The 12,627-nt window shown below is 67.6% G+C and carries 14 protein-coding genes; 5 read left to right on the forward strand and 9 right to left on the reverse strand.

Annotation, left to right across the window (positions count from 1 at the left end):
- Positions 1-211: 211 nt before the first annotated feature.
- From gspD to gspG, 5 genes are read right to left on the reverse strand one after another with little or no spacing between them, the layout of a single operon-like run.
- Complete coding sequence (gspD, locus tag BM382_RS04705; RefSeq protein WP_065363918.1) at positions 212-2,596, reverse strand: type II secretion system secretin GspD; 2,385 nt, start codon at positions 2,594-2,596, stop codon at positions 212-214.
- A complete protein-coding gene (gene gspM, locus BM382_RS04710; RefSeq protein WP_019094875.1) occupies positions 2,593-3,159 on the reverse strand; it encodes a type II secretion system protein GspM in 567 nt (188 codons plus the stop codon). The genes gspD and gspM overlap by 4 nt, the downstream gene beginning before the upstream one ends.
- Positions 3,152-4,366, reverse strand: a complete 1,215-nt coding sequence (gspL, locus tag BM382_RS04715) for a type II secretion system protein GspL (RefSeq protein WP_072442047.1) — start codon at positions 4,364-4,366, stop codon at positions 3,152-3,154. Before gspL ends, gspM begins: the two co-directional genes overlap by 8 nt.
- Complete coding sequence (gspK, locus tag BM382_RS04720; protein WP_019094873.1) at positions 4,363-5,343, reverse strand: type II secretion system minor pseudopilin GspK; 981 nt, start codon at positions 5,341-5,343, stop codon at positions 4,363-4,365. The genes gspL and gspK overlap by 4 nt, the downstream gene beginning before the upstream one ends.
- A gap of 8 nt (positions 5,344-5,351) precedes the next feature.
- Positions 5,352-5,801 (reverse strand): type II secretion system major pseudopilin GspG, encoded by a 450-nt coding sequence (gene gspG / locus BM382_RS04725; protein ID WP_011061045.1) that lies wholly within the window; start codon positions 5,799-5,801, stop codon positions 5,352-5,354.
- A 148-nt stretch (positions 5,802-5,949) separates the two neighbouring features.
- Here gspG and gspI point away from each other — a divergent pair, with 148 nt between their 5' ends.
- On the forward strand, positions 5,950-6,336 hold the full coding sequence (gene gspI, locus BM382_RS04730) for a type II secretion system minor pseudopilin GspI (protein ID WP_011061044.1): 387 nt from the start codon (positions 5,950-5,952) through the stop codon (positions 6,334-6,336).
- A gap of 3 nt (positions 6,337-6,339) precedes the next feature.
- Here gspI and BM382_RS04735 read toward each other — a convergent pair whose 3' ends face one another.
- Positions 6,340-6,780 (reverse strand): type II secretion system protein N, encoded by a 441-nt coding sequence (locus BM382_RS04735; protein ID WP_015635431.1) that lies wholly within the window; start codon positions 6,778-6,780, stop codon positions 6,340-6,342.
- Between the two features lie 118 nt (positions 6,781-6,898).
- On the opposite strand from BM382_RS04735, the gene BM382_RS04740 reads away from it, so the two are divergent.
- Together BM382_RS04740 and gspJ are read left to right on the forward strand one after the other, a co-directional pair.
- Positions 6,899-7,360, forward strand: coding sequence for a GspH/FimT family pseudopilin (locus BM382_RS04740; protein ID WP_011061042.1), 462 nt, complete (start codon positions 6,899-6,901; stop codon positions 7,358-7,360).
- Positions 7,357-7,968, forward strand: a complete 612-nt coding sequence (gspJ, locus tag BM382_RS04745) for a type II secretion system minor pseudopilin GspJ (RefSeq protein WP_041117921.1) — start codon at positions 7,357-7,359, stop codon at positions 7,966-7,968. The genes BM382_RS04740 and gspJ overlap by 4 nt, the downstream gene beginning before the upstream one ends.
- Before the next feature lie 126 nt (positions 7,969-8,094).
- On the opposite strand, the gene BM382_RS04750 is transcribed toward gspJ, so the two are convergent.
- From BM382_RS04750 to BM382_RS04760, 3 genes are read right to left on the reverse strand one after another with little or no spacing between them, the layout of a single operon-like run.
- Complete coding sequence (locus tag BM382_RS04750; protein ID WP_015635428.1) at positions 8,095-9,045, reverse strand: FecR family protein; 951 nt, start codon at positions 9,043-9,045, stop codon at positions 8,095-8,097.
- Positions 9,046-9,082: 37 nt separating this feature from the next.
- On the reverse strand, positions 9,083-9,628 hold the full coding sequence (locus BM382_RS04755) for an RNA polymerase sigma factor (RefSeq protein ID WP_072442049.1): 546 nt from the start codon (positions 9,626-9,628) through the stop codon (positions 9,083-9,085).
- Positions 9,625-10,281, reverse strand: coding sequence for an STN domain-containing protein (locus BM382_RS04760; RefSeq protein WP_050783811.1), 657 nt, complete (start codon positions 10,279-10,281; stop codon positions 9,625-9,627). The genes BM382_RS04755 and BM382_RS04760 overlap by 4 nt, the downstream gene beginning before the upstream one ends.
- A gap of 244 nt (positions 10,282-10,525) precedes the next feature.
- Between BM382_RS04760 and BM382_RS04765 the strand changes: the two genes are divergently transcribed.
- Together BM382_RS04765 and BM382_RS04770 are read left to right on the forward strand one after the other, a co-directional pair.
- Positions 10,526-10,840 carry a hypothetical protein gene (locus tag BM382_RS04765; RefSeq protein ID WP_011061037.1) on the forward strand — a complete coding sequence of 105 codons (315 nt, stop codon included), beginning with the start codon at positions 10,526-10,528 and terminating at the stop codon, positions 10,838-10,840.
- A gap of 286 nt (positions 10,841-11,126) precedes the next feature.
- Positions 11,127-12,491, forward strand: coding sequence for an ArnT family glycosyltransferase (locus BM382_RS04770; protein ID WP_239690388.1), 1,365 nt, complete (start codon positions 11,127-11,129; stop codon positions 12,489-12,491).
- Positions 12,492-12,627 lie beyond the last annotated feature (136 nt).

Consider the following 12,627-nt stretch of genomic DNA (forward strand, 5'->3'; position numbering starts at 1 on the left):
TCCTTGTGGGGTGCGGCGCCATTGCGTGGGCTGCCACGGTGAAACCCGCGATGCCCGACGGCCTGGAAATGAATGGGGGCATCCCCCATAAGGCGCCGGCTTGCCAGCGCAGGCGCCAGCAAGATCAGCGCCCGATCCACGGGCCTCTTCGCCGGCAAGCCGGTGCCTACGAAGGGCTTGGCAGCCCGGATTTGGGGCCCCTTTGCCCCGTTCATTGCACCGGCACCGCGCGAATCGGCGCCCGCGGCGTCTGCGGTACGCCCTGCAGGGACACCGGCACTGCCCCGGGGATCGCCTTGCTCGCCGCAGGCAGTTGCGGCGCCTGGATATCCGGCATCACCCAACTGCGCTCCGGCTGCAACTGGCCCTGTACCCGGCGCATGAAGTCATAGCGATTGAGGGTAATGCTGCGCCCCGCGCCACTGTCGCGAATGATGTAGGGCCGCAGGAACACCATCAGGTTGGTCTTGGTCACGCTGCGCTTGTCGTTGCGAAACAGCACCCCGAGCCCGGGGATGTTCGACAGCCACGGCACTGCGTCGTTGCTCTGGCTGTAGCCGTCCTGCAGCAGGCCGCCGAGCACCATGATCTGCCCGTCATCCAGCAGGATGCTGGTGTCGATCGCCCGCTTGTTGGTCACGGTGCCGGCGTCCACCGAAGCCCGCTGGTCGACGCTGCTGACCTCCTGGTAGATGTCCAGCTTCACCGTACCGCCTTCGGAGATCTGCGGCCGCACATTGAGCTTCAGGCCCACTTCTTCACGCTGCACGGTCTGGAACGGGTTGTTGCTGGTGCCGCCACCGCCGGTCACATAGCTGCCGGTGACAAAGGGAATGGTCTGGCCGACGAAGATGCTCGCCGCCTCGTTGTCCAGGGTCAACAGGTTGGGCGTCGACAACACGTTGGTGCCGCCCTTGCTCTTCAATGCCCGGGCCAGGACCTTGAGGTCCAGCACCTTGCCGATCCCCGGGATGTCCACCGTGCCGTTGACCACGCCGACGTTCAGGCCCTTGGGCAACACGTCGATGCTGGTCTTGCTCGCCGGCGTGCCCACCAGCCCGCTGCCGCCGAGGTTGACCCCGCCAAAGCCGCCGCGCCCGGCGAGATTGCCGGCCTGCCACTGCACGCCGAACTCGCTGGCATCGTCTTCGCTGACTTCGACGATCAGGCTCTCGATCACCACCTGGGCGCGACGCTGGTCGAGCTGGTCGATGACCTCCCGCAGGTTGCGATACAGCGGGTCCGGCGCCGAGATCAGCAAGGTGTTGGTGGTGGCATCGGCCTGGATGGTCACGCCACCGGCACTGAAGGCGGTGTTCTGGTCATTCTGCTGGCCCGTGCCGCCCTGGCCGGCGCTGCTGCCCTGGCCGTAGGCACCACTGCCGCTGCTGCTGTTGTTGAGGTTGCCACTGGCGGTGGGCGTGCCGCTGCTGTTCTGGCTCGCGCCCTGGGCGCCCTGGCTGTTGCCGCCCATGCCGCTGAGCATGGCCCGGGCGCCGTCGCTGCCGGCGCTGTCGCTTTCCCCGGTGAGCAGCCCGCGCAGGGCCTGGGCCAGCTTGCCGGCCTGGGCGTTGCGCAGGTACACCACGTGCAGGTTGCTGGGGTTGCTCTGGGCGTTGTCCAGTTTGTAGATCAGGTTGCGCGCCAGTTCGGTGCGCTCCGGGCTGCCGGCGCGGATGATGATGGAGTTGGAACGCGGGTCGCCGATCACGCTGATCTTCTGGGTCTGGTCGGCGCCCTGGGTTTCCAGCAGTTCGGCGACCATGGTGGCGATGTCCACGGCGATGCCGTTCTGCACCGCCACCACATCGGTGTCGATGGCGCTCGGGGTGTCGATGCCGTTGATGATCTGCGCCACCCGCTGCAGGTTCTCCGCGTAGTCGGTGACCACGATGGTGTTGTTGCCCGGGTAGGCATTGATCGGGTTGTTCGGCGAGACGATGGGCCGCAGCACCGGAATCAGGTTCACCGCATTTTCATATTGCAGGCGGAAGGTGCGGGTCAGCATGCCGTTGCCCGCCGGCTTGTCGGCGCTGTAGATCGGCCCGCCCAGCAGCTTGGCGTCGGCTTCGGGCACCACCTGGGCCACCCCGCCCACGTCCACCACGGAGAAACCCTGCATGCGCAGGGCCGCCAGCAGCATGTCGTAGGCCTGGTGCGCCGGCACCTGGCCTTCGCTGACCAGGGTCAGGTTGCCCTTGACCCGTGGGTCCACCAGGAACTGCTGGCCGGTGGAACGGGACAGCGCGCGCACCACCGCCTGGATATCGGCGTCGACGAAGTTCAGTTGCACCGGCTGATCCCCCAGAGGATTGCGCGGCACGCTGGTGCTGCGCGACGTGCCCTGGGCGCGGCTGCTGCTGGTCACCGGGTGCAGGACTTTCGGCCGTTGCGCCTGTTGCGCCTGCAAGCGCTCGCGGTCCGCCAGCAGATCGCCGCTGCGCCGGGTGTCGGCCAGGGGCTGGCCCAGCTCGCTGTCCACCAGCAAGGGCGGCGGCGTGGTGGAGGTGGTGTTGCTGCAAGCCCCCAGCGCCAGCAGCAGAAAAGGTGCGGCCTTGCGACACTGGCGCACGTAGTTGGAACCTGACCACTTCATGAAGCTTCCTTAGCGCCCTGCGCCTGATCCATGCGAACGGTCCCGGACAGTGTGCCTGCCGAGTCTTGGGCGGCGGCCGCGTCTGCGCGTTGCAGACGAGCCTCCACCACCTGCAGTGAAAACTGCCGGGGAGCCCCCAGCAGCCAGCCGACCACGGCATCCGCCGGGGCCTGCTCAAAGGTCAACCGCCAGCTCTCGGGGCCGGCTTGATCCGCGTGTTGCAACTGGTAGCGGCCCTGGAGCCCGGCCGCATCCAGGGCCAGGCGCAGGGCCTGTTCCAGGCTTTCGCCCGGGGCATTGCGAGGGCCTGCCGCGACCTCGTGCAGCAGCACTTCCAGGGCCTCGGCCTGGGAGCGCAGCTTGGGTGTCTCGGCTTGCCAGTAGTCGATCTTCTTCAGCGGCGGCTGGATCAGCAGCAACCACAGCAACAGCCCCAGCAACCCCAGGGCAGTGGCCCCCAGCAAGCGCTTTTCCCGCAGGGCCAGGCCGTTCCAGTGGCCCAGGGCCTGGGCCCGCAGGCGCGACCAGCGCGCCCGATACGGCGCCAGCATGGCCTTATTCATTGTCTTCTCCCGTTGCCTCGGCTGTGCTCTCTTCGGCTGGAGCCTGCCCCGGGGCCAGGCTCCAGCCATTGCCCTGGGCCTGGACGCTGTAGCCGGCCTGGATCAGGGCCCCCTGCCAGGCGCTGTCGGCGGTTTTCGGGGTGTCTGGCAACAATTGGAGCTGCAAGCGCTGCCCGGAAAACTCCAGGCTTTGCACGCTACCCACCATGAACGGCATGGCCAGCCCCGCCTGGGCCAGCAGGTGGGCGAAGCCCTGGCTCGGGTCCGCCGCAGCGCCGCTCTGGCGCGCCGCCAGTTGCTGGCGAGCCTGTTGCAGCGGGTTGAGCACCACCGGCAATTCGGGGAATACCTGCTTCACCCGCTGGCTCATCTGCGCCTTGAGCCGCTGCCCCTGCTCTGCCTCGCGGGCGGCGTACAGGTTCAGGCCCAGCACCCAGACCGCCACCGCCAGGGCACAGCAGCCCAGGGCCCGACCCCAGCCCTGGGGGGCGCGGGTGCCGGCCAGCGCGCCGCTGTGCAGGCCCCAGGAAGGCGGCGTGCCGCTCCAGCGCAATTGCGCCGGCAGGGGTTGTGGCGCTGGCAATGGTTGCCCCGGCAGCGCTGGCACTTCGCCGATCCAGCACAGCTCGCTGGCGCTGGCGCGCAACTGCTCCAGGGTCTCGGCCACCAGGGGCTGCACGCTGCCCTGGGTGGCGCTCTGGCGCACCAGCAACTGCTCGTCCAGCAGGCACAGGTTGACCTGCCCAGGGGGGGGCACCGGCAAGGCGTAGGGCGCCGGGTACAGGCCGGCGAGCTTCAACCCGGCCTGCTCCAGCCGCCGCCCCAGGGCCTGCAGGCGTTCCCGGGGCAGCCAGCTCAGCGCCACCTGGCCCTCTGCATCCCGGGGGCCGTGGGCCACATGCATCTGTTCACTGGGGCCGAGGATCAGCGCCTGCGCAGCGCAGGCCACCGCGGCCTTGATCCGCGCAGCGGGCAATTGCGGCAATGGGATCTGCGTCAGCAGGCTGTCCAGTGGGTGCAGGAAACACTCCACTGCGGGCGGCTTGTCACCCTTGCCCGGCAACCCCAGCTGGCCCAGGGCACAGCAACCGGTATCCGTGACCCGCCCGCCGCGATCGAGCCTTGCAAAATCCACTCGGCACTGCTGCGGCTGCTCGGTGCCGAGCAACAAGTCCAGGGGCGGCAAGCCGATGCGCAGGCGGCTCATGCGCCCACCCGCGACCAGATCACCTGGGGCATGCGGTCCTCGGGACGGTGCAGCAGCGCTTGCAGGCTGACCCGGCGCTGATCACGGCGGGCCTGGCCCTGAAGCAGGAACCACTCGCTGGTGATGCCGACCTTGATCTGGTCCACCTGCAACTGCGGCAGGCGCAGGCGATTGACGAAATCGCCACGGTTGATGAACCAGTGCCCGGCGTCACGCTCGGCCACCAGGGCCCGGGCCCGGGACAGATCCAGGCCCGGCACCGCCGCCACCAGCACCTCGGCGCTGGCGGTGTTGCCGTTGATCCAGGTATTGCCCGGCAGGATGCTCACGTACGGCTCCAGGCGCGCCAGCAGTTCCGGGGTCACGCCCTCAAGGCCCAGCAAGTCGTCCAGACTGCGCAGCATCGGCTGCCTGGGCGCCAGGGTCTGCGCCGCAGCGCCTGCCGAGGTCTGGCGACCGCTGTTGAAACTGCCATGGCTGCTGGTGGCGGCTGGCGCCTGCAGGCGCTGGGGGTAGGAAGCGATCACCCGCTGGCTGATGCGCCGGCCCAGGGCGCCGTCGATGCCGATCAGTTGGCACAACTGCTGGAAGCTCTGCAGTTGCCCCGCATCCACCTGCTGGTTGAACACCAGGTTGCGCAGGTTGAACTTGCCCTGCAGGTCTTGCAGGTGGCCCTGGAACCCGGCGTTGAATCCACCCAGGGCCTGGTCGCCGATGGGCCGCGCCCAGGCCTGGTCGAGGCGTGTCAACACATCACGCTGGCGCGCGTCCCAGAGCAGTTGCCGGCTGTATTCCAGGCCGCCCTGAAGCACCCCGGCAGCGACGATCCGCGCCTGTTCGGCTTCCACCGCGCGGGTGAAAGAGGTTTGCCGGGTAAGCATGCCCCCGGCGATCACCGCCACCACCGCGGCGATCAGCAAGGCGCTGATGATGGCCATGCCACGCTGCTTCGCCGCACTGGGCGAATGGGCTTTCACGACCGGCCCTATAGTTGCCAGGAGCCGATATCGGCATTCACGCCGTCGCCGTCGGGCTGGCCATCGGCGCCGAGGGAAAACACATCCACTTCGCCGTTGGCACCGGGGTTGAGGTAGTGATACGGGCGGCCCCAGGGGTCATTGGGCAGACGTTCCAGGTAGGAGCGCCAGTTGCTGTCCTTGGCATTGGCCGGGCGCTCCACCAGCACCTTCAGGCCCTGGTTCATGTTCGGGTAGCTGCCGTGGTCCAGGCGATAGAGCTTGAGGGCCTGCATGAGCCCGGCGATGTCCTGCCTGGCCGCCGTGGCCCGTGCCTGGTCCGGGCGATCCAGGACCTTGGGCACCACCATGGCTGCCAGGATCCCGAGGATCACCACCACGACCATGATCTCGATCAGGGTGAAGCCACGCTGGCCGCGCAGGCCTCGGGGCGGGGATGTTACAGGCGCGATATCCATCTCGACATTCCTTGGCGTAAGTTCGATTCGTCGCGCAGTGTTGCAAGAAGATATGTCAGTGGTATTGAAAAACCTCGGGAGTTTCGGTCGCCATTCGGTCAAGCCCGCAGGCTAGTCTGCGAGGCTGTTTCCCGGTCTCGAGCGGCCCATGCAAGCCCTGCGCAAACAAGCTGGTTTCACCCTGATCGAAGTACTGGTGGCCCTGGCCATCATTGCCGTGGCGATGGCTGCGGCGGTGCGCGTGGCGGGCCTGATGACCCAGAGCAATGGCCTGCTGCGGGACAAATCCCTGGCCTTGCTGGCGGCCCAGAGCCGGGTCGCCGAAGTGCGCCTGGAAGGCCGCCTGAACAGCGGCGTGAAGAACCTCGACTGCGACCAGGGACGGCTCAAGCTGCGCTGCGAAACCCGCATCGCCCCGGGCAGTGCGCCGGGGCTGGTGCGGGTGCAGGTGCAAGTCAGCGACCGCAGCCGCGAGGCGCCGCCGCTTGCGCGCCTGGAAACCCTGGTCAGCCGGCCGCAGGTACAACGCCAGTGAGGCCTAGCGGGTCAACCGCGGCAGCTCCGGCGAGTCCGGCAACTTGCTGACCTTGATCCGCGACTGCTCGGCGCCGCGCTCGATCAGCACGCCGTCGGCCTCGATCGCAGCCAGGCGCACACCCTGGGTCAGGGTTTCCCCGGCCAGGAAGCTGCGCGGCGGGCCATCGTTCAGATGCAGGATCGCCACTGCGCCACGGGCCCCGGCCATGACCCCGGACACCTTGATCTGCACCTGGGCCGGCTGGTTGGCAAACCACTGCAGGGCCGGGTTGTCGGAACGCGCGGCCAGCACCTGGGGCGCCACCGCCGGGGTCTGGGATTCGGCCGGGGTCAGCAGCAGCGACGACCAGGTGGCGACCCCACCCAGGGCCGCCAGCAAGGCCGCGTACTGCAGCAGTCGAGGGGCATCAAGGCGCGGGGCGAATGACATGGCACGTAGCATCGGGGGGACCTCCTGTTTGTCCGTGCCCCCAGCCTACCGCTCAATTCTCACGGTTTTATTTCACCGGACGATCATCTGCGTCTGGCAGGCTGGTCCGAGGGCCAAGGAGTGCAATCCGATGCAGGCAGGCAAGCAACAAGGCTTCACCCTGATCGAGCTGATGGTGGTGCTGGTGATCATCGGCATTGCCAGCGCGGCCGTGGGCCTGAGCATCAAGCCCGACCCGCTGCAACTGCTGCGCAAGGACGCCGAGCGCCTGGCGCAACTGCTGCAAGTGGCCCAGGCCGAAGCCCGCGCCGATGGTCGGCCGATCACCTGGCGAGCCACGGCCAAGGGCTTTGCCTTCAGCCGCCACAGCGAATCCGGAGGCGGCATCGATGACTTGCGTGGCGACCCCCAACTGCGCCCCCGGGCCTGGGAAACCCCGGCGCTGCAAGTGCGCATCGAACCCAGGCAGCGCCTGGTATTGAACGCCGAATGGATCAACCCGCCGCTGCGCCTGGTGTTGTCCGACGGCCAGCACAGCCTGAGCCTGGAACGCAGCGCCGCCGGCCAACTGCGGGTGGTGACCCAGCCATGAAGCGTCGGCAGCAGGGGTTCACCCTGATCGAAGTGATGGTGGCGATCATGCTGATGGCGGTGGTCAGCCTGATTGCCTGGCGCGGCCTGGACAGCGTCACCCGGGCCGACAGCCATCTCAAGGCCAGCACCGAACAGACCGAAGAACTGCTGCGCACCCTCAACCAGCTGGAACGTGACGTGGCCCTGCGTGCCGGCACCCAGCTGCGCGAGCCGGCCCTGGGCGACAGCGAAGAAGCCGAACCCGACAGCCCGGCCCCGCTGAGCGTGCGCAGCTCCGACAGCAAGGGCTTTCGCCTGGAGGTGATACGCAGCGCCGCCACCCCGGGGGAAGGCTTGCAACGGGTGCGCTGGTGGCTCAAGGGCGACACCCTGTACCGCGCCGTGGCCGAGCCCCGCGACCGCTACCCTTTGCCCGCGCCGCGCGACGGCGTGGCGGTGCTGAACCGGGTCAGCGACCTGCAAGTACGGGTCTGGGATGCCGACAAAGGCTGGCGCCAGCTCAGCGGCAACCGCCAAGACAGCCCCCTGGGCCTGGAGATCCGCCTGGTGCGCCAGACGCCCCAGGGCGAAGAGCGCTACCGGCAAGTGCTGGGGCCGTTGCAATAACCCTCTCCCGTAGGAGCCGGCTTGCCGGCGAACCGCGTAGCGGCCAGGCCCTGAGAATTCGGCAAATAGCGCCGGCCCCTTCGCTGGCAAGCCAGCTCCTACAGGGGGCTGTTGGTGTTTCGCGGATCAGCTCAGGAGCACCACGCCGCCAGGCAGTTCGGTGCACTTGGCGCCGTAGGCGTCGCGGATCAGCAAGGCCACGCCAGCCAGCTGGTTGAGGTTGAAACGCGCCTGGACCTTGCGCTTGCCCAGTTCGGCATTGAGCAGCACCAGCATTCCCGGGCGGTAGCGGTTGATCTCGCTGATCACCGTGTTGAGGCTGGCGTTGTCGAACACCAGGACCTGTTCGCGCCAGGCGATCACGCTGTGGATGTCCACCACCTGGGGTTCGCCGATGCTGCGCGGGTCGTAGGTCAGCTGGCGGCCGCTGTCCAGGCCAATGCTGCGCCCGGCCACGTCCACTTGCAGGCTGCCTTCGATGCAGGTGACGCACACCTGGTGGTCGGTGTTGCGCAGGTTGAAGCGCGCCTGGCGCGCGCTGAGCCAGCCCTCGCCGGCCTGGACCTTGAGCGGCTGCAGGCGCTGGCTGAAGACTTCCACTTCGCCTTCCAGCAGTTCGATGCCCTGCTCGCCCGCGCCCAGGTCACGCCGGCTGATGCGGGTCTGGGTGTTGAGCTCCAGGCTCACGCCCTCGGCCAGATCCACCCGGCGCTGTTCGCCGACTTCGGTGGCAAAGTCGGCGGTCAATCCGGCAAAGCCGCCCGGCACCGTGAGCCGCACCATGAACAGCGCCGCCGAGGCCGCCAGGGCGCCGCCAAGAAAGGCCCGGCGGCCAAAGTGCCGCGGCCGCGCTTGCTGCTCCAGCAGCGCCGCTGCCGGTTGCAGGCAATGCCACAGGGCCTTGGTCTGCTCGAAGGCGGCCGCGTGCTGCGGGCTTTGCCCGCACCATTGGCGCAGCGCCCGGGCATCGGCGGCGGTGGCCCGCCCCGACGTCAGAAGGACCAGCCAGTCCCGGGCTTCGCTCAGCAACTGCTGGTCCGCCGAGGCCTGGGGTGTGGAGATGCTAAAAATGTTCAAGCGCGCAGGTACTCACGGATTGATCAGGGCTCTTTGTCTAGGACGGTTTTCCGGCCCCGGGACCGAACCGCTGAATGACTTTTCTTTCCAGGCGCAGGGCGCAATGGCCGAGGGCTGCCTTGAGTTCCTTCTCCACCATCCGTGTGGAAATGCCGAAGCGCTGGGAAATTTCCAGGTGCGGCGCCTCTTCCAGGCGCGCGGCAATGAAGATCTTGCGGCGCCGCGCCGGGAGTTCGTAGAGGGCCTTGAGCAGGGTCTGGATTTCCTTCTGGCCACCCACCACCCGCGAGGGGTCCTGGGCTTCGTCGGCGATCTGCAACAGCTCCTCGACCTCATCGCCGGTGAGCAGGCGGGCATCGGACTGGCGCCGGTCGGCGGCAATGTTCAGCGCCATGCGGTACAGGTAGGCATTGGGTTGCGCCAGGTTCGGCGGCTCTTCCATGCGGTCGACCCGCAGGTAGGTTTCGTGCAGGACGTCGTTGGCCAGCTCCTCGGACCCCAGGCGCCTGCGCAAGCGCACCCGAAAATCCTCGTAGGACGTCAGGAACAGCCTGACCATCGCACTGTGTCCGGTATTTTTCATACCCCGGAAGCTCCTTCCCATTCCTTGCAGTCCATGCGTTTCCCTGTCGTGTCCGGTATCAAGAGTAAGGTCAGCGGCTGGCGCAACGAGCTCGGTGCCTGGCGCTCGACCCGGGTCTGGGCCAGGCGCTGCACCAGCGCCTCATCCCGTTGCAGGTCGCCGGTGGAACTCACCAGGCGGCTGTGTTGCACCGCTCCGTCGCCGCCGATCCACAGTTGCAGCAAGGCGCGAAAGCTCCCCGGCCGAGTCAGCGCCGAGCCGCACAGGCTGCGTTCCACCGCCCGTTGCAGGGCGCTGGCGTAGCTGCTGTTGAGCCGCGCCGCACGACTGCCCGCCGCGCCGGGCTGCACGGCCGGCTGTGTGGCCTGCGGCACCTGCAGGGTGAAAGCATCGCTGCGGGCGTAGCGGGCCATCAGGCCACTGCCGGCCAACAACCGGCTCAGGCCTTCCCGGGCGCTGTAGTGACCGTTGATCCCCACCGAGCGCCGGCCCCGGGTCAGCTCCCGGTCCACCAGCACCGCCATCCCGGTGGCGCGGCTGAACAGCTCCAGGGCATCCGCCAGGTTCTGCGCCGGTATCTCCAGTGCCAGCAGGGCCTGTGAATCCACCCGCGGCGGCCCGCCGGGAGGGCCCTGGGCCCAGCCCGCCGGCATCCACAGCAGCAGCCCGAGCGCCACCACACAGGTCGCCAAGCCCCCGTGCAATGAAGTCCATCGCCCGACCTGCGCTCTGCGTCGCTGCACTGCGGTCCAATCCCTGAAAAGCGTCATCCTGAGGCCAGTTTATGAATCTGGTGTTACGGCCACGGCAAAAAAACCATCACTTTTTCAGGCCGGGCTTTGCACTACACTCGGCCGGCATCGAAGCCCGATTCCCCGGGCCAGCCAGGAGGCCAGGATGAAACGATTAAGCCGATACAGCGCAGCCCTGTGGCTGCTCAGCGCCCTGCCCTGGACGCTGCATGCCGAAGAAGCCAGCGAGGGCTGCGTGGAAGTCAGCGTCGGCGGCTACAAGGCCCCCGACTACAACTGCCTGAGCAAACAGATGGGCAACAACCCGGACGCAGTGAAGGCGGCCCAGGCCAACCAGCAGGCCCTGGAGGACCCGGTGAACAAGCGCCCACCGAATCAGGTCGGGCTCTCGACGCCGGCGGCCACCGGCGTGCGCATGGGCAACACCTTCGGCACCTCGGTCAAGCCGCAACGGCCCTGAACGGCGCCGCGGTCGGCCGATTGCCGGGCCGCTACCCGCCACCGGGCCCGTCCCAGGGCCCGCCTGGACAGCGGCGAAGGCAGCGGGCGACGGTCGCCCCGTGGCCAATCGCGCACTGCGCCGCGCCCCCTTGATCAGCCCCTGCCCGTATACCGGGCGTTAACCCCGGGCGCGCTAGATTGCCGAGCCTTGAACCCCGGTGCCGGCAACGGCCCCGAACACGGCGCGTGGATGGCGTTCGCCTGCCGGCCACCCTATCATTGGTGTTTTTTTGCGTGTTGGACGCATGGAAGACTATAAAAAGCTGATCCTGCAGCGCCCCTGCCAAAGCATTTTCCTGATTGCCCTCGCGCTGTTCATGGCGCTGCAGTACAAACCGGCAGTCCTCAACTACACCACGCGCTTCGTCGACTTTGCCGACTACATGCTGCAGCACGGCATGACGCTGTTCCCCATTGCCGACGATCTGCAGCCCTACCCCGACTACACCATCGCCAACACGGTGCTGGTCTATCTGGCGTCGCTGCCCTTCGGCCAGCTGTCCGTGCTGTCGATGGGCCTGCCCTTCTGCATCGCTGCGTCGCTGATGCTGGTGTTCATCTACAAGCTGGGGGCCCTGCATGAGCGCAAATGGGGCCTGTGCGGCGTGCTCTTTGCGCTGTTCACCTGGGCCTTCGTGGATAGCGTCAACTCCCTGGCCCTGGACATCTACCCCGCCCTGATCACCGCAGGCTGCTTCTACCTGGCCTACTCCGCCGACCTCAAGCAGCAGCGCGGACGCCTGGCGCTGGTGTTCCTCGGCCTGATCCTGGGCTTTGCCCTGCGCGGGCCGATCGGCATGATCGGCCCGGCACTGGTGGTCGGCAGCTATTACCTGCTGAGCCGGCAGTGGCGAACCCTGGTCGGGTTCTCGCTGGTGAGCGGCCTGCTGTTCGCCGCCGGGGTCGCGCTACTGGCCTGGGCCGCCCACGTGCAGGGCGGCGATGCCTTCATGCAGCAAGTGCTGGAGATGCAGGGCCTGGGCCGGATCGCCAGCGATCACTCGCCGCGCTACTACTTCTACTTCAGCGCCGGGCTGATCACCTACAGCTTCACGGCGTTCTACGCCCTTTGCGTGATGGCCAGGAGCGGCCGCCAGTGGCTCGGCGCCCCGTCGCTGTCGGCGCCGCGCCTGCTGCTGCACCTGGGCGCCTGGTTCCTGGTGCTGATTGTGTTCTTCACCATCCCCAACTCGAAGAAGGCGCGTTACGTGCTGTCCATCACCCCGGCCATTTCCCTGCTGGCGGCCTACATCTTCATCGACCCCAACGGCCTGTTCAGCGCCACCCGCAGACGCCTGCTGCGCCTGTGCCTGAACCTGCCGGCCATCGGCGCGTTCCTGGCGCTGCTGGTGCTGGGCTACAACAGCTTTGCCGCCCGGCCCCTGCAGCCCGACTTCGCCGGGGTGTTTTCAAGCTTTGCCCTGCTCAGCGGCGTGCGCTACTGGATCGGCCGGCAGTACACCGGGCACCGGCATTACGAGGTCATCGTCCTGGCATTCGGCGTGGCGGCCTTTCTCTTGCTGGATGGGTTCTTCTTCAACGCCATCACCTATCATCTGGAACTGGCCAAAGAACCCACTCCCAAATTCCTGCCTTACTGGTTCTGGTAAGGCGGGCGTCCACACCTGGCCCGCAGCGCCCGGCCGGAAGCAGGCAACGGCGCTCACCGGCAGCGTGCAAGATTTGGTAACACTCCCGGACACCCCCGGCGATGAAACCGAACTGGCACAGTGCTGTCACATCGCA

Origin of the sequence: Pseudomonas sp. NFPP25 (assembly GCF_900116505.1) — a bacterium.
Taxonomy (GTDB): domain Bacteria; phylum Pseudomonadota; class Gammaproteobacteria; order Pseudomonadales; family Pseudomonadaceae; genus Aquipseudomonas; species Aquipseudomonas protegens.